This is a genomic window from Erythrobacter sp. W302b (genome assembly GCF_046452395.1).
Taxonomy (GTDB): Bacteria; Pseudomonadota; Alphaproteobacteria; order Sphingomonadales; family Sphingomonadaceae; genus Erythrobacter.
This window is the reverse complement of the sequence record NZ_JBKFDH010000001.1, coordinates 1344995-1361059: the sequence shown is the minus strand read 5'-3', so window position 1 is coordinate 1361059 and position 16065 is coordinate 1344995. Positions and strand designations below refer to the sequence as shown.

The window sequence follows — 16065 nt, the reverse complement described above, 5'->3', positions numbered from 1 at the left end:
GGGTTTGCCAACATGGGATGGTGCAAAGGTGGTGGAGGCTGTGCTGATGCAGCCTGCTTGTCGTGCAGATTTGGTGCAGAGCCTGAGCGCGACCAAGCCGCCAAATCCATAAACCGCTTGCCCGGCACCCAGCCGATTGGCTAGCCCGTTAGGCAACGCCATGCTGGAAGCTCCATCCTATCACGCGATAGCGGCCATGGCGGTGACCATCGCCATGTTCATCGGCTTTGCCCGGGGCCGTTACCCTGAGGAGATCATCTCGCTCGTCACCATCGCGGTGATCGGGGTGGGTCTCTACTTCGCACCGCTCGAAGGCACCAAGCCGACGGACGGACTGGCAATTGCGTTTGGCGGCTTCGGCCATTCGGCGCTGATCACGATTTGCGCGCTGATGATCATGGGGCGCGGGTTGGTGGTGACGGGGGCGCTGGAGCCCTTTGCCCGGCTGCTGGAAACCGTGTTCCGCTTCAATCCGCAGATCGGCCTGCTGACGGCGCTGCTGCTTGCGTTCTTCATGTCGATGTTCGTCAACGACACGCCGGTGATGGTGCTGCTGATCCCGATCATCGTGGGGATCGCCGCCAAGGGGCTGATGGCCTCTTCGAAAATTCTGATGCCGGTCAACACCGCCGTGCTGCTCGGCGGCATGGCGACGACCATCGGCACGTCTACCAACATTCTCGTGGTGACAATTGCCGCCGACATCGGGATGGCCCCGTTCGGGGTGTTCCAGTTCACGCCCATCGTGATGTTGGCGGGCCTTGTGACGATCCCCTATCTGTGGCTGGTGATGCCGCGGATGCTGCGTGACAACAGCGTGGTGCCTGACAATGCGCGCCGCATTTTCCACACCCGCTTGCGCGTGGGGGCGAGCAGCCTGCTGGCAGGGGGCGATCTCTCCGCCGCGCGGGGCAATCTGCCCGATGGGATCACCTTCCACGACGCGCCGTCAGGACCGCTTCGGCCGGAAGAACGCCTGCACATCTCCGGCACGCACGAAGCGCTGGAGGAGGCCGCGCGCGCCCTGAAGGGCGAGCTTGCGCCGTCGTGGGTGCTTGAGCGCATCCGCCGCGTTTCCAAGGCGCAGGGTCAGGATATCGTCGCGGTCGAGATGACCGTGACGGCGGATTCACGCCTTGTCACGCGCACGCTCGCCAGTTCGGGGATTGCCGATCTCTACGGTGTGGCCGTGCTCGGCATTCACCGCCCCAACCGCGTTCTGGGGGAGCGCGATAGCTACACCGAAGCTGGCGATCTCAGGATCCTCGAAGGTGACGTGCTGCTGGTGATGGGGATCGACGAGGACTTGCAGGCCTTCGCCCGCAATGACGGGTTGCTGCGGCTTGAAGGCGCGCGCGAATTGCCGCGCCGCTCCAAGGCGGTGCTGGCAGGCGCGATCATGCTCGGCGCCATCGCCACCGCCTCGCTTGGCCTGCCGTGGTTCGACGGCACGAGCTATGCGCCGATCAAGTTGCCGATCGCGATTTCCGCGCTGGCGGGCGCGATTGCGATGTTCGTCACCGGCTGCGTCAAGTTCGACCGGGTGGGGAGGGCGCTGTCCGCCAAGGTGATCGTGTTGATCGCGGCGAGCCTCGCCATCGGCCGGGTGATCGATGAAAGCGGGGCGGCGGAATGGCTGGGTCAGGCGCTTTCGCTGGGCCTTGCCTACCTGCCTCCTGCTCTCATCCTGTCGGCCATCATGCTGTTCGTGACGATCCTGACGAATTTCGCTTCCAATGCGACCGCCGCGACCATCGGCACGCCGATTGCCTATAGCATCGCGATGCAGCTCGGACTGCCGCCTGAACCGCTGGTGCTGGCGGTGCTGTTCGGGTGCAACCTCTCCTTCGCCACGCCGATTGCCTATCAGACCAACCTGCTGATCATGTCCGAAGGCGGCTACGAATTCGGCGATTACATCCGCGCGGGGGTGCCGCTGGTGGCCCTGATGGTAACGGTGCTCTCGGTCCTGCTGGTGGTGTGGTATGGATTGTAACGACTGACAGGGAGAGCGTGCGATGAGACGGGTGTGGCAATGGGCGGGAGCGAGCGTGCTGGTGCTGGCAGCGGCGCCGGTGCAAGCGGATGAACTGCGTGATGCGGTCGCGGCAGACCTGCCCGCTCTCGTGGAGCTCTACAAGGACTTGCACGCGAACCCAGAGCTGAGCTTTCAGGAGGTCGAAACCGCCAAGAAGCTCGCCGCGCGCGCGCGGGCCATGGGGTTCGCAGTGACCGAAGGCGTCGGCAAGACCGGTGTGGTTGCGGTGCTGCGCAACGGTGATGGCCCAACGGTGATGCTGCGCGCCGACATGGACGGCTTGCCGGTCATTGAGCAGACGGGGCTGCCCTATGCCTCGAAACGGCGCGCCGTCGCGCCCAATGGCACCGAGACCGGGGTGATGCACGCCTGCGGGCATGACACCCACATGGCCGCCTGGATCGGGACCGCGCAGCAGCTCGTCGCGCGCAAGGCGCAGTGGTCGGGCACGTTGGTGATGATCCTCCAGCCCGCCGAGGAAGTGGGTGAGGGTGCCAAGGCGATGCTCGACGACGGGCTGTTCACCCGCTTTCCCAAGCCCGACTATGTGCTCGCCTTTCACGACGCCGCGCAGTTTCCGGCCGGGCATGTCGGCTATGCCAAGGGTTTCGCGCTGGCCAATGTCGATTCGGTCGATATCGTCGTTCCGGGAGTGGGCGGCCACGGCGCCTATCCGCACACGACGAAGGACCCGGTGGTGCTCGCCGCCGCGATCGTGATGCGCTTGCAGACGCTGGTGAGCCGCGAGCTGAACCCGACCGATTCGGCGGTGGTGACCGTCGGCAGCTTTCAGGCCGGCGCCAAGCACAACATCATTCCCGACGAGGCCCGCCTTCAGCTGACCGTCCGCAGCTACTCCGACGAATCGCGCCAGCAATTGCTGGACGGGATCGCCCGGATCGCCCGGGGTGAGGCGATTGCCGCAGGAATGCCGGATGACAAGCTGCCGACCATGACGGTCAAGACGCCCTATACCCCCGCCACCTTCAACACCGCTGCTCTGACCGAACGCGTGGTCGCCACGCTCACCCCGCGCTTTCAGGACCGGTTGATGGAGGTGCCCGCGGTGATGGGTGGGGAGGATTTCAGCCAGTATTACCGCGCCGACCGCGAGAATGTGGAATCCCTGATTCTGTGGGTCGGCGGCGTTCGGGCCGAGGAATGGGCCAAGGCGCAGGCGGGCGAGATTACGCTGCCGTCGCTCCACTCCCCGTTCTGGGCGCCCGATGCCCCTGTGGTGATCGCCACCGCAACCGAGGCGCTGACAGCGGCAACGCTTGATCTGATGAAGAAGCAGGGCGGTTAGGACGACTCGTCGACCCTGCACCCGCTCACCCTGAGCCTGCGACGGGTTGTTCTGCGGCTTTTTTGGGTTCGCGCTGAACGCGGAAGCGAAGAGCAGTCCTTCGTCAGGCTCACGGCGAACGGGGGCTGTTCAGGACGGATGGAGCCGTCTTGCTCCGCGCCAAAAATTCGGCCGCCGGAGCGCGCCTTGAAGGCGCATTCCGACGGCCGTTTCTCCTCCCCAGGAGAACTGTTAAGCGGGTGCGGCCTTACGACGGAACGTAAGTGCCCAGACGGTGGTGCAGGGCGTTGATCTTGGCCAGCTCCTCACGGTCTTCGGTGTTACGGGCGTGGCTTTCCAGCGCGCGGCGCAGCAGCTTCATGTCCGCAGTCGAGAGCAGCGCGCGGGCGCGGGCCGGCTCGGGATTCGGGGTTTCGGTATCGGTCATCGTCACTCTCCTCGGGGTGATGGTCTCACGCCCTTAGGCGGCTTTGCAGGCAACCGGAAGGCCACAATGACGCGACCCTCCGGCCCCCCTCCCGGGCGGCTTATGCCGCCTCGAACTGGTTCATCGTGTTGTGCACGCCGCCCGCCTTCAGAGCGGCTTCCCCGGCGAAGTATTCCTTGTGATCATCGCCGATGTCGCTGCCCGACATGTTCTGGTGCTTCACGCAGGCGATGCCCTGACGGATTTCCTCGCGCTGCACGTTCTTGACGTAACCCAGCATCGCCTGCTCGCCGAAATACTCGCGCGCGAGATTGTCGGTGCTGAGCGCGGCCGTGTGGTAGGTCGGCAGGGTGATGAGGTGGTGGAAGATCCCGGCCCGCGCAGCGGCATCGCGCTGGAAGGTGCGGATCTTCTCGTCGGCTTCGTCCGACAGCTCGGTGCCGTCGTAGTCGACGCTCATCAGCTTCGCGCGGTCATAGGCCGACACGTCCTTGCCCGCCGCTTCCCAGGCGTCGAACACCTGCTGGCGGAAGTTCAGCGTCCAGTTGAAGCTGGGCGAGTTGTTGTAGACCAGCTTGGCGTTCGGCACGACTTCGCGGATGCGATCGACCATTTCGGCGATCTGCTCGACATGCGGCTTCTCGGTCTCGATCCACAGCAGGTCTGCCCCATTCTGGAGCGAGGTGATGCAGTCCAGCACCACGCGGTCCACACCCGTTCCTGCGCGGAACTGGAAGAGGTTCGAGGGCAGGCGCTTGGGGGCGAGTAGCTTGCCGTCGCGGCTGATGAAGACCTGACCATTGGTGATGTTCGCCGGATCGACCTCATCGGCATCGAGGAAGCTGTTGTACTGATCGCCCAGATCGCCCGGCTCCTTCGAGAAGGCGATCTGCTTGGTCAGGCCAGCGCCGAGCGAGTCGGTACGAGCGACGATGACGCCGTCGTCGAGACCCATTTCGAGGAAGGCCATGCGGCAGGCGCGGATCTTCTGGAGGAAGTCCTCGTGCGGCACGGTGACCTTGCCGTCCTGGTGGCCGCATTGCTTTTCGTCCGAGACCTGGTTCTCGATCTGGAGCGCGCAGGCCCCCGCTTCGATCATCTTCTTGGCGAGCAGGTAGGTCGCTTCCGCATTGCCGAAGCCTGCGTCGATGTCGGCGATGATCGGCACCACGTGGGTTTCGTAGTTGTCGATCGCGTTCTCGATGCGCTTGGCTTCGACCGCGTCACCGGCCTTGCGGGCGGCGTCGAGGGCGCGGAACATCATGCCGAGCTCGCGGGCGTCGGCCTGCTTGAGGAAGGTATAGAGCTCCTCGATCAGCGCGGGCACGCTGGTCTTTTCGTGCATCGACTGGTCGGGCAGCGGGCCGAACTCGCTGCGCAGCGCGGCGACCATCCAGCCCGAGAGGTAGAGGTAGCGGCGCTTGGTCGTACCGAAGTGCTTCTTGATCGCGATCAGCTTCTGCTGCGCGATGAAGCCGTGCCAGCAGCCGAGTGACTGGGTGTATTGCGCCGGGTCGGCATCATAGGCGGCCATGTCGGCGCGCATGATCTTGGCGGTGTACTTGGCAATGTCGAGGCCGGTGGGGAAACGGTTCTGGATCGCCATGCGCGCGGCGCTTTCGGGATCAATCGCGGCCCAGCTCGGTCCATTCGTCGAAACAATGCTCTGCATCCGGGTGATGGTGTTCTGGTAGGTCATAGGTATCTCCTGTCCATCCTGGGGAGGGGTTTGAGGCCTTGCAGACTCGCGCCGCTGGATGAGCAGGCTTTGGCGTGGTGCGGCGCAGCAAGACAGGAAAACTTACAGATATTCGTGTCGCTATGCCGACAATTGCCTGCATTCTTGTGTCAATCCGTAAATTAATTTACAAGACCGGTTATGGCTGACACTAACCTCCTCGCCGGGCCTGCCTTGCGCCGTCTGCGCAAACGCGAAGGCCTGACCCAAGCCGGAATGGCCGGAATCCTCGGGATTTCGCCGTCGTACCTCAACCTGATCGAGCGCAACCAGCGCCCCCTGTCAGCGCGCGTGCTGGTGCAGGTGATCGAGCGGTTCGATTTCGATCCGCGCTCCTTGCGTGAAGACGATGCCATCGGCGGACTCGACGGTCTGGTGCGGCGCATGTCCGACAAGCGCTTCGGCGATCTCGGGATCGACCGGGAGGAAGTGCAGGAGTTTCTTGCCGCCGCACCACAAATCGCCGCTGCCTTTGCGCGTCTGTATGACACGGGCGGGGGTGAGCGCCTTGTGGTTGAGGATACCGCTGCTGCTTCCCGCCGAGCGGTGGAGCGCTGGCAGAACCACTTTGCCGATCTTGACCACGCCGCAGAAGACCTTGCCGATGAGCTGCGCCTCTCACGCGGGGAAATCAGCGCGGCCTTGGGTGAACGACTGCGGGAGAAACACCAGCTTCAGGTGCGCATTCTGCCGGCCGAGGTCATGCCGGGGCAGGTCCATCGGCTCGATCTTCACGCGCGCCAATTGCAGCTCTCCGAAATGCTCCCCGGCGCCGCGCGGCGCTTCCAGATTGCCCGGCAGGTCGGGCAGCTGGAAATGCGCGACGGCATCGAGACGCTGGTGGCAGGTGCGAACCTTGCCAGTGCGGATGCGCGGGACGCCTTTCGCGAGCATATCGCCGATTATCTCGCGGGAGCGCTGCTGCTGCCCTATCGCCGCTTCCTGCGGGCCTGCGAGGCGACGGGGTATGATTTGGCGGTTCTCCAGCGCCGCTTTGCCGTGAGCTTCGATCAGGTCGCCCAGCGTCTCACCACCTTGGGCCGCGTGGGCGAACGGGGCTTGCCGTTCTTCATGGCGGTGATTGACCGGGCGGGACGGATGACCAGTTTCACCGCGGGCGGGAGCGGCGCGATCTATCCGCTCGAAGGCGCGCGCTGGCCTGCATGGGTGCCCTTTGCCGCATTCGAGCGTCCTGGAACCGTGCTCACCCAGGCCGTCACCTTCGCTGAGGGGGAAGCAGCAGCGCGGCACTGGTTCACGATCACCCGCACGGTGGATGGCGACGGGGTGATGTGCGCAGGCCGCCGCGCGGTGGTGCTGGGGATCGAGGCGCGCTTTGCGGGTGACCTCGCCCATGCCCGCGGCGTCTCACTCGACCGACTTGATGCTGTGCCGCTGGGTGTGCCGTGTGGCCGGTGCGGCCGGGCCGAGTGTCTGACCCCCGCTCCGGCGCGGATCGCCAGCGCGCTGCCGCGCCCACGCATTGGCGTGTGACGGTTCAGAAGTGCTGGTTGGAGGCGTGGATGTGAAGAATGCGCCAGTCAGCGCCGCGCCGCACGAGCACGATGGTGCGGCGTCCGAGCCGTTCAGGATTGTCGAAATGGAAGGTGCACAGCGCCATGTCTCCCACCACCTGTACGTCCAAATCCTGAATGAGGTCAGGTCGATGATAGGGCGGACCGGGCCGCTCCTTTGGCAAGGCAAGCGCGATGCGTCGCATCCCAGCCGGCATTCCGTTCGCGCGCTTCAGGCCTTCCCGTGGAGGCGAAGGTTCATCAGTGCCGGCATAAATCCCGTCGAAGCTGGTGGCCTCAGATGCGAAGGCCGCTTCCATTGCGGCAAGGTCGCAAGCAGCGAAACTGCGCAGAAAACCCATCAAAGCGGCCTCTGCCGAGGCCGCGTCGCCGCCACTCGGGGAAAGCGACGGGGTTGCCGCCATCGCCAATCCGATCCCAATCGCCTCACGTCGGTTGCTCCGCCCAGCCATTGCCGACCCCTTTTGCCACCCGGTTGCAGAACCGGAGTATAGCCCGAACCGGCGGCGAAGGCACCCCACGGGGGTAGGCCGTGAAACGAAGGCATTAACCCTTGCGCGGCGCAGAATTGCGGGCTTGCAGAGCGGTGTAAAGTTTACCGACACTTAAGGTCTCGGGTCTAGAAGCGGCAGGGCATGCACCAGAGGCCGCCCCTGACATGATCCGCCTGTTTAAGCATTACATCCCGCACGCCGTGCTGCTGCTCGGATTGCTCGATCTTGGCTTGCTGGTGCTGGCGAGCGAGATCGCCTGGCAATGGCGTGCGCACCAGATCGGCATGGATCTGGGCGACTTCGGTGGCCGCGGCCTGGCGCTATTGGGCACGGCTTCGGTGATCTGGCTGGCGATGATTGCGGTCGGGGTCTACGGCCCCAATTCGCTGCGATCGCTCCGCTTTGCAGGAGCGCGGGTGCTGGTGGCGATCAGCTTGGGCATCATTGCGCTGGCGGTGGTCGACTTCGTCCTGCCGAGCGACCTGTTCTGGCGTTCGACGCTGCTCTACACCATGGGGCTTGCGATTGTGGTGCTGGTGGCAGACCGGCTGCTGCTCAACTCTTTCCTCGGTTCCTCGGCGTTTCGTCGCCGCGTGATGGTGCTGGGTGCTGGCAACCGGGCACAGCGCCTGCGCGAATTGGGCGATAAGCCCGAGACCGGCTTTGTCATCGTCTCCTATATTGCCATGAGCGATGATGCCCGGGTCGTTGAAGAAGCGATCCCGCGCTCGGCCATCCACGATTTGGGCCGGTTCGTTGAGAATCTCGGCGTGTCCGAAGTGGTGCTCGCCCTTCAGGAGCGGCGCAACGCCTTGCCCCTGAAAGACCTGCTGCGGATCAAGACCAAGGGCGTCCACGTCAACGACTTCTCCAGCTTCATCGAGCGGGAGACCGGCCGGGTCGATCTCGACACGATAAATCCCAGCTGGCTGATCTTCTCCGATGGCTTTTCCAGCAGCCGGATGTTCTCGAGCGCGGTGAAGCGCATTTTCGACATCACCGCGAGTGTGATCCTGCTGACGCTGACGCTGCCGGTGATCGCGCTGTTTGCCCTGCTGGTGAAGCTCGACAGCAAGGGCCCGGCCTTTTTCCGTCAGACACGGGTGGGGCTTTATGGCGAGCCGTTCACGCTCATCAAGCTGCGCTCGATGCGGACCGATGCCGAAAAGGACGGGGCCAAGTGGGCCGAGGAGAATGATCCGCGTATCACCCGTCTCGGGCGGTTCATCCGCAAGGTCAGGATCGACGAACTCCCTCAGACATGGAGCGTGCTGAAGGGCGAGATGAGCTTCGTCGGTCCGCGTCCCGAAGTGCCGTCATTCGTCGAAAGTCTTGAGGAGGAAATCCCCTTCTACGGCGAGCGGCACATGGTGAAGCCCGGCATCACCGGATGGGCGCAGATCAATTATCCCTATGGCGCGTCGGTCGAGGACAGCCGCTGCAAGCTCGAATATGATCTCTACTACGCGAAGAATTACACACCCTTCCTCGACTTTGTGATCCTGTTGCAAACACTGCGTGTGGTGCTGTGGCCGGAGGGTGCGCGGTGATCTGGCTGGGCGGCATTGTGCCCTTGGCGGGCTTCCTCGCCTGGGTTGTCGGCGCCGTGCTGAGCGCCGGCGCGATGCTGTGGATCTGGCGCCACGGGGAGCGCGCGCGGCCGGATCGGACCACGCTGATGATCGCCGCCGGCGCAAGCAGCGTGTGGTGCGCACTCGCCGCCGGGCTCGGCACCGAACATGATGCGACCATTATCGCAGCGATGGCGCGCAACCTCGCGCTGATCGCCACGATCTTCTGCCTGTTTGGTGCCGATGGCCGCGCGGCCAGCCTCAAGCCTGTTCGCCCGGTCATTGTCGCTTTGGTGCTGGTGCAATTGCTTCAGCCCGTGGTGCTGCTGGTCGGGTTCAGGTTCTCAGGTGCGCCTCAGGTCAGCCAGGCGGTTTTCGAGGCGCGCGCCCTGATCGATATGCTGGTCGCGATCGGCGCGCTGATGCTGCTGCACAACCTCTATGCGGGTGCGGCAAGCGCCTTGCGCCCGGTGCTGCGCTGGACCGGCATCGCACTGGCCGGGATATTCGCCTACGATCTCAACCTCCAGACCGTGGCCTATCTCGGTGGATCGACGGCCGGAGCGCTCGGCGATGCGCGCGGGCTGTTCGCCGGGATTATGGCGGCGCTGTTCGCGCTTGGGATGAATGCCGCCGGGCCGCGCGCGCAATTCAGCCCGTCACGCGCGGTGACCTTCCGCACGCTCTCGCTCCTGCTGATCGGCGGCTATCTGGTGGGAATGGTGCTGGTGACCAAGTCGCTGGCGCTGCTCGGGGGCGATATGGCCCGTGCCAGTCAGGCGGCCTTCGTGGTGATCGCGATCATGGGAGCGGTGCTGGCGCTGCCGTCGGCGCGTCTGCGCGGGTGGCTGCGCGTCACCGCGACCAAGCACCTGTTCCAGCACCGCTATGATTACCGCGAGGAATGGCTGCGGTTCACCCGCACCATCGGGCGCAGCGGCGCAGGCAACGCCAGCCTCGAGGAACGCGCAGTCAAGGCGCTCGCCGACATTACCGAAAGTCCGGCAGGCCTGCTGCTGATGCCGAACGAGGAGGCCCAGCTGGAACTCACCGCGCGCTGGAACTGGCCGACCATCGCCATCCCGGCCGTGGCGGGCGACTATGCGTTGTCGGGACTGCTCGAACGGCACAACTTCATCCTCGCCATCGACGAAGCGCGCGGCGGGATCGACCATCATGGCGAAGCGGCGCAAGTGCCGGACTGGTTGATTGAGGCAGAGGATGCCTGGGCACTGGTGCCGCTGCTCCACTTTGACCGATTGGTTGGCGTCATCGTCCTCGCCCGCCCGCGCAATCCGCGCCAGCTTGATTGGGAGGATTTCGATCTGCTGCGTGTCGCCGGGCAGCAGCTGGCCAGCTATCTGTCCGAACAGGCCGGGCAGCAGGCGCTGATGGATGCGAGCCGGTTTGACGAATTCAATCGCCGCATGGCCTTTGTGATGCACGATATCAAAAATCTGGTCAGCCAGCTTTCCCTGTTGGCGGCCAATGCCGAAAAGCACGCCGACAATCCCGCCTTCCGCGCCGATATGTTGGTGACTTTGCGCAATTCGGCGGACAAGCTTTCCGCGCTGCTCGCGAGGCTTGGGCGCTACGGCTCCGGGCAGGTCAATGCGCTCGGTTCGATTGAGCTGGTCGAGCTGGCGCGCGGCATTGCCGAGCGCTTCAAGGGCGTTCACCGGGTCGCCCTGACCCGCGAACACCCCGTCCGTGTGGTGGGCAATCGCGAAGCGCTCGAACAGGCGCTCATCCATCTGGTGCAGAACGCCATTGATGCGAGCGAGCCGGAAATGCCGGTGTTTCTCGACATCACCAGCGAAGGCTTGCACGGCGCGATTGACGTGGTCGATGCCGGCAAGGGCATGAGCCCGGCCTTTGTGCGCAGCGGGCTGTTCAAACCTTTCGTCTCGTCCAAATCGGGCGGGTTCGGCATCGGCGCCTTTGAGGCGCGCGAACTCGTCAAGGCGATGGGCGGGCGGATTGCGGTGGAGAGCCGTGAAGGGCTCGGCACGCGCTTTTCCGTGGTGTTGCCGCTGGCCGATGCGGTGCAGCTACTGCTCGCGCAAGACAGCGAAAATGAACGAGGTGTCGCATAATGCCCGAGAAGAAACCCGTGCTGCTGGTGATCGAGGACGATCCTGGCCTGCAGGCCCAGCTCAAATGGGCCTATGATGATTTTGACGTCGTGATCGCCGGGGACCGCGACAGCGCGCTGGCCGCGTTGCGATCTGAGACGCCGGGCGTGGTGACTCTCGATCTCGGACTGCCGCCCGATCCTGACGGCACGACCGAGGGTTTTGCCGTGCTCGATGCGATCATGGCGCTGAAGCCCGACACCAAGGTGATCGTCGCCAGCGGCCACGGCGCGCGCGAAAGCGCCTTGGCGGCGATCGCGCGGGGGGCTTACGATTTCTACCAGAAGCCGATCGACATTGACGCGCTGGGCCTGATCGTGCGGCGCGCGTTCAACCTGCGAAGCATCGAGGAGGAGAACCGCCGCCTCGTCGCCAGTGCCAGCGCCGACAAGACCGTGCTTGGCCGGATGATCACCGGCGCCCCCGAGATGGTCAAGGTCGCACGCACCATCGAGCGTGTGGCGCGCACTTCGGTGTCGGTCATGCTGCTGGGCGCAAGCGGGACGGGCAAGGAACTGCTGGCGAAAGGCCTCCACGACGCGAGCGACCGCGCCAATGGCCCGTTCATCGCGATCAACTGTGCCGCGATCCCCGAAAACCTCCTCGAAAGCGAGCTCTTCGGTCACGAAAAGGGCGCCTTCACCGGCGCAGTCAAAACCACCGAGGGCAAGATCGAAAGCGCCAATGGCGGCACCCTGTTCCTTGATGAGGTGGGCGACATCCCGCTGCCGCTTCAGGTCAAGCTGCTGCGCTTCTTGCAAGAACGCACCATTGAACGGGTCGGCGGGCGAAAAGCCATTGCGGTCAACACTCGGATCGTCTGCGCCACGCACCAGGACCTCGAAGGCATGATCACCGCCGGCAGCTTCCGCGAGGATCTGTTCTACCGCCTCGCCGAGATCGTGATCCGCATCCCCAGTCTGGCTGAGCGGCACGGCGATCCGGTGTTGCTCGCCAAGGTGTTCCTGAAGCGCTTTGCGGCCGAGATGAACCCGTCCGTCACCGGCTTTGCCGCCGACGCGCTGGCGGCGATCGATGCGCACGAATGGCCGGGCAATGTCCGCGAGCTTGAAAACCGGGTAAAGCGTGCGGTGATCATGGCTGATGGCAAGCTGGTGAACGCTGACGACCTCGATCTGGGCGCTGGCGAGGACGAGGATGCCGACGTGCTCAACCTCAAGGCAGCGCGCGAGGCAGCGGACCGCCGGGTGATCCGCCACGCGCTGTCGCGTAGCGAGGGCAACATCTCCAGTACTGCCAAGCTGCTCGGGATCAGTCGCCCCACGCTGTATGACCTGCTCAAGCAATATGACCTTCAGGCGTGACACAGCCGCCGGGCTGACCGCACTGTGTCTGGCACTGGCGGGCTGCTCGGAGGACAACGGGGCGGGGGTGTCCGCATATGACGAGGCGCGGAAACCCGCGGTGGTGCAGCTGCTGGGCGATGCTGACCGGGCCATGGCGGCCGGCCAATTGGCGGATGCCGGGCGGAAACTGGATGCAGCGCGCGGGCTTGCCCCGAACGATCCGGCCCTATGGGTCGCCATCGCGCGGCTACGCTTTCGCGGCGGAGAGCATCTGACGGCGATCGAAGCGGCCGATCGCGCACTGGAGCTTGGGCCCGATTATCCGCCTGCGCTGTTGATGCGCGCCATGATGGTGCGCGACGCGCATGGCTTTGCTGCTGCCCTGCCTTGGTTCGAGGCGGCGTTGGCGGCGGATCCCAATTACCGCGACGGATGGGCCGAATATGCCGCAACCCTTGGTGATGCCGGGGAGGCCGGGGCCATGCTTGAAGCGGTGCGCAAGCTCACCGACGTCGCGCCTGCCGATGACCGCGTGCCCTATCTGCAAGCCGTGCTGGCGGCACGCGGCGGAGAATATGCGCTCGCTCGCAGCCTGCTGGCGCGCAGTGGCATGGCGGCGCGCGGCGTTCCAGCGGCGTTGCAGCTGGATGCGGTCATCAGCTTGGCAGAGGGCAACGCCGATAGTGCTGCGGTGATCCTCGAAGGGCTCGTCGCGCGCCAGCCCTCCCATGCCAAGCTGCGCGAACTGCTTGCCAAGGCGATGCTCGAATCAGGGCGAGGGGACGAATTGATCGCCCGCTTTGGGCCGGAAACGGGGCTGCGGGAGGCATCGCCTTACCTCGTGATGCTGGTCGCGCGGGCCTATGAGCAGCGCGGTGACCGAGTGAGCGCAGCCCCCCTGCTGGCGTGGGCGATGCGCGGAGCAAGCACGGCGCCGGTGGTGCTTGCGCTGCGCGAAGGCCTGCCGCAACCGACGGCAACGGCGCGGCAGGCAGGCTCGGCGGGGGATTGGGGCACCGCACGGGCGAATATGCAGGCGCTTGGCAAACGCTTCCCGGCGTCGGCGGATGTTTCCGTGCTGAGCGGCGATGTTTTGCTCGGGGCCGGCGATCCGAGGGCCGCGCTCACAGCCTATTCTCGGGCCACGCAAGTGAAACGGCCGTGGCCACTCGCGCGCAAGTTGATGCAGGCATATGCAAGCTCGGGTGACGCGGCGTCGGTCGATACATTATTGGTACGCCATGTGGCGGGTGAGCCCGATAATGCGAGTGCGCTGATCGCCTTGGCCGAGCGCTATGGCCAGCGCGGCGATTGGATGCGGGCGGCGCGGCTGCTCGATCATGCCATCGCGCTGGGGGCAGGGCATGATCCGGCGCTGCTCGGGCTGCGCCTGCGCGCAGCGCAGTCGCTGAGCCAGCCGAACGATGCCCGCCGCTATGCCGCCTTGCTTGCAGAGGTCCATCCGCGCCACCTCGTACCGCACTGACCGCGCTGCCGCTCGACAAGCGCCCCGAGGCAGGGCAGGGGGCTGACGCCTATGCCCAAGCCTGCTGCATCCCGCTTTCCGTTCCTGTCCGATCCGATGATCGCCGTGCTGGTGATTGCGACGGGACTTGCCTTGCTTGTGCCCGCCGCCGGGGAAGCGCGAGCGGCTGCAACGATGGTGTCGAACGCCGGTATCTTTCTGCTATTTCTCGTCAACGGGATGCGTATCCGCCGCTCCGAGATCGCGCGGGGCATGGCCAATTGGCGCTATTTCGGGCCGTTGCTGCTGTTCGTGTTCGGCGCGATGGCACTGGGCGGGGTGGGCTTTGCGAGCCTCGCCGGACAGGTCCTGCCGCCGATGGTGGCGCTGGGCTTCATCTATCTCGGCTGCCTGCCGTCGACGGTCCAGTCAGCCACCAGTTACACGAGCCTGGCCGAGGGTAACGTGGGCCTGGCGGTGGTCGGCGCAGCGCTCATCAACATCGCGGGAGTCTTCATCAGCGCGCCGCTGTTTGCGCTGCTGGGCGGCGGCGGCCCAGGGGAAATCGGGAGCGAGGCGATCATCCGGATCGGACTTATTCTCGTGCTGCCTTTCGTCATCGGGCAGGTGGTGCAAGACCGCGTGATCGACCGCATCGCCGCCCACCGCGCGCGGATTGCATGGCTGGACCGGGCGGTGATCGGGATTGCTGTCTATGTCGCGTTCTCCGGCGCGGTTGAGCAGGGGCTCGCCACCATGTTCGCACCCGCCGATTGGGCGGTGATGATCGCGCTGGTGCTGGCGATGCTGGCGCTGGCGCTCGCGGGGGCCTGGGGCAGCGCGAGCCTGCTCGGCCTGCCGCGACCTGACCGGATCGCGTTCCTGTTCGCCGGATCGCAAAAGAGCGTCGCCATCGGCGCGCCGCTCGCCGCGATCCTGTTTCCGGCATCAGTGGCCGGCTTCGTGATCGCGCCGCTGCTGCTTTACCATCTTGCGCAGCTGGTGCTGGCCGCACCGCTGGCGCTGCGCCTGGCGAAGGACGCGGGCTAGGCCTTGGGCTGGTAGGTCTGGTCTTCGGTCGGGAAGGCGCGGCTGCGCACTTCCTCGGCATAGCGGGCGACGGTGCGGTCGATTACGCCTGCGATATCCTCATACCGCTTCACAAAACGCGGCACCCGCTCGAACATGCCGAGCATGTCTTCGGTGACGAGCACCTGTCCGTCGCATTGCGCCGAAGCGCCGATGCCGATGGTCGGGCAGGTGACGGCCTGCGTCGCGGCGATAGCGATGGGTTCAACCACGCCTTCGATCACGATGGCAAAGGCACCCGCTTCATCGAGGGCCTTGGCATCGGAGACGATCTTCTCCGCCTCGGCATCCGACCGGCCACGCGCGCCATAGCCGCCGAGCACGTTGACGGCCTGCGGGGTGAGGCCGACATGGCCCATCACCGGAATGCCGCGCTGGCTCAGGAACGCGACCGTCGGCGCCATCGCCGCCCCGCCTTCGAGCTTCACCGCCGCCGCCCCCGTCTGTTTCAGCAGGAACGCCGCGCTTTCGAAGGCTTGCTCTGGCGACGCCTCATAAGAGCCGAACGGCATGTCGACGACCACGACCGAATGATACGACCCGCGGACAACGGCTGCGCCATGATTGGCCATCATCTCAAGCGTCACTGGAACGGTCGAGGGCAGGCCATAGATCACCTGCCCAAGCGAATCCCCCACCAGCAGAATATCGCAATGCGCGTCGAGCAGTTGCGCCTGACGCGCGGTATAGGCCGTCAGCATCACCAGTGGCGTGTTGGTGACACCATCCTTCTTGCGCGCGCGAAGAGCGGGTACGGTCAGCCGCTTCATCACCTGCGGAGTGGGGTTTGCACGGCTTGTGCTGGTGTCGAGCTGGAAGGTCGTGGACATGGCAGGCGGTGTAGCGCTTGCGCGCACCGGGGGAAACCCGCTCTTTCGGCTTGTGTTGCGGGCCTGTTACGCTAGCGTGCAACGCATTCGATCGCGCGGGGGATCTGCCTGCGGTCAATGGGAGACCTAT

The 16065-nt window shown here is 65.1% G+C and carries 12 protein-coding genes; 8 read left to right on the top strand and 4 right to left on the bottom strand.

Annotated elements, in window-relative coordinates:
• Positions 1-136: 136 nt before the first annotated feature.
• Positions 137-1996, top strand: coding sequence for an SLC13 family permease (locus ACLBKT_RS06600; protein ID WP_410182145.1), 1860 nt, complete (start codon positions 137-139; stop codon positions 1994-1996).
• A gap of 22 nt (positions 1997-2018) precedes the next feature.
• Entirely contained in the window at positions 2019-3344 is a 1326-nt protein-coding gene (locus ACLBKT_RS06595) for an amidohydrolase (RefSeq protein WP_410182144.1), read from the top strand.
• Positions 3345-3591: 247 nt separating this feature from the next.
• Here ACLBKT_RS06595 and ACLBKT_RS06590 read toward each other — a convergent pair whose 3' ends face one another.
• Both ACLBKT_RS06590 and ACLBKT_RS06585 read right to left on the bottom strand, forming a co-directional pair.
• Positions 3592-3771, bottom strand: a complete 180-nt coding sequence (locus ACLBKT_RS06590; protein WP_160760846.1) for a hypothetical protein — start codon at positions 3769-3771, stop codon at positions 3592-3594.
• A gap of 100 nt (positions 3772-3871) precedes the next feature.
• Positions 3872-5470 carry an isocitrate lyase gene (locus ACLBKT_RS06585; RefSeq protein WP_410182143.1) on the bottom strand — a complete coding sequence of 533 codons (1599 nt, stop codon included), beginning with the start codon at positions 5468-5470 and terminating at the stop codon, positions 3872-3874.
• 180 nt (positions 5471-5650) lie between these two features.
• On the opposite strand from ACLBKT_RS06585, the gene ACLBKT_RS06580 reads away from it, so the two are divergent.
• Positions 5651-7003 (top strand): short-chain fatty acyl-CoA regulator family protein, encoded by a 1353-nt coding sequence (locus ACLBKT_RS06580; protein ID WP_410182142.1) that lies wholly within the window; start codon positions 5651-5653, stop codon positions 7001-7003.
• 4 nt (positions 7004-7007) lie between these two features.
• On the opposite strand, the gene ACLBKT_RS06575 is transcribed toward ACLBKT_RS06580, so the two are convergent.
• Positions 7008-7448, bottom strand: a complete 441-nt coding sequence (locus tag ACLBKT_RS06575; RefSeq protein WP_410182141.1) for a nuclear transport factor 2 family protein — start codon at positions 7446-7448, stop codon at positions 7008-7010.
• A 254-nt stretch (positions 7449-7702) separates the two neighbouring features.
• Between ACLBKT_RS06575 and ACLBKT_RS06570 the strand changes: the two genes are divergently transcribed.
• Genes ACLBKT_RS06570 through ACLBKT_RS06550 form a run of 5 tightly spaced genes read left to right on the top strand, consistent with a single transcriptional unit; the run spans position 7703 to position 15066 of the window.
• On the top strand, positions 7703-9088 hold the full coding sequence (locus ACLBKT_RS06570; protein ID WP_410182140.1) for a TIGR03013 family XrtA/PEP-CTERM system glycosyltransferase: 1386 nt from the start codon (positions 7703-7705) through the stop codon (positions 9086-9088).
• Positions 9067-11205, top strand: coding sequence for an XrtA/PEP-CTERM system histidine kinase PrsK (prsK, locus tag ACLBKT_RS06565; protein ID WP_410182139.1), 2139 nt, complete (start codon positions 9067-9069; stop codon positions 11203-11205). Before ACLBKT_RS06570 ends, prsK begins: the two co-directional genes overlap by 22 nt.
• Complete coding sequence (gene prsR, locus ACLBKT_RS06560) at positions 11205-12569, top strand: PEP-CTERM-box response regulator transcription factor (protein WP_410182138.1); 1365 nt, start codon at positions 11205-11207, stop codon at positions 12567-12569. The genes prsK and prsR overlap by 1 nt, the downstream gene beginning before the upstream one ends.
• The gene (locus ACLBKT_RS06555) at positions 12553-14037 is read left to right on the top strand and encodes a tetratricopeptide repeat protein (RefSeq protein WP_410182137.1); all 1485 of its coding nucleotides are present in this window, start codon (positions 12553-12555) and stop codon (positions 14035-14037) included. The genes prsR and ACLBKT_RS06555 overlap by 17 nt, the downstream gene beginning before the upstream one ends.
• A 51-nt stretch (positions 14038-14088) precedes the next feature.
• Complete coding sequence (locus tag ACLBKT_RS06550) at positions 14089-15066, top strand: bile acid:sodium symporter family protein (protein ID WP_410182136.1); 978 nt, start codon at positions 14089-14091, stop codon at positions 15064-15066.
• On the opposite strand, the gene panB is transcribed toward ACLBKT_RS06550, so the two are convergent.
• Positions 15063-15935: a 3-methyl-2-oxobutanoate hydroxymethyltransferase gene (panB, locus tag ACLBKT_RS06545; RefSeq protein WP_410182135.1), complete on the bottom strand. Its 873-nt coding sequence runs from the start codon at positions 15933-15935 to the stop codon at positions 15063-15065. The genes ACLBKT_RS06550 and panB overlap by 4 nt on opposite strands.
• Positions 15936-16065 lie beyond the last annotated feature (130 nt).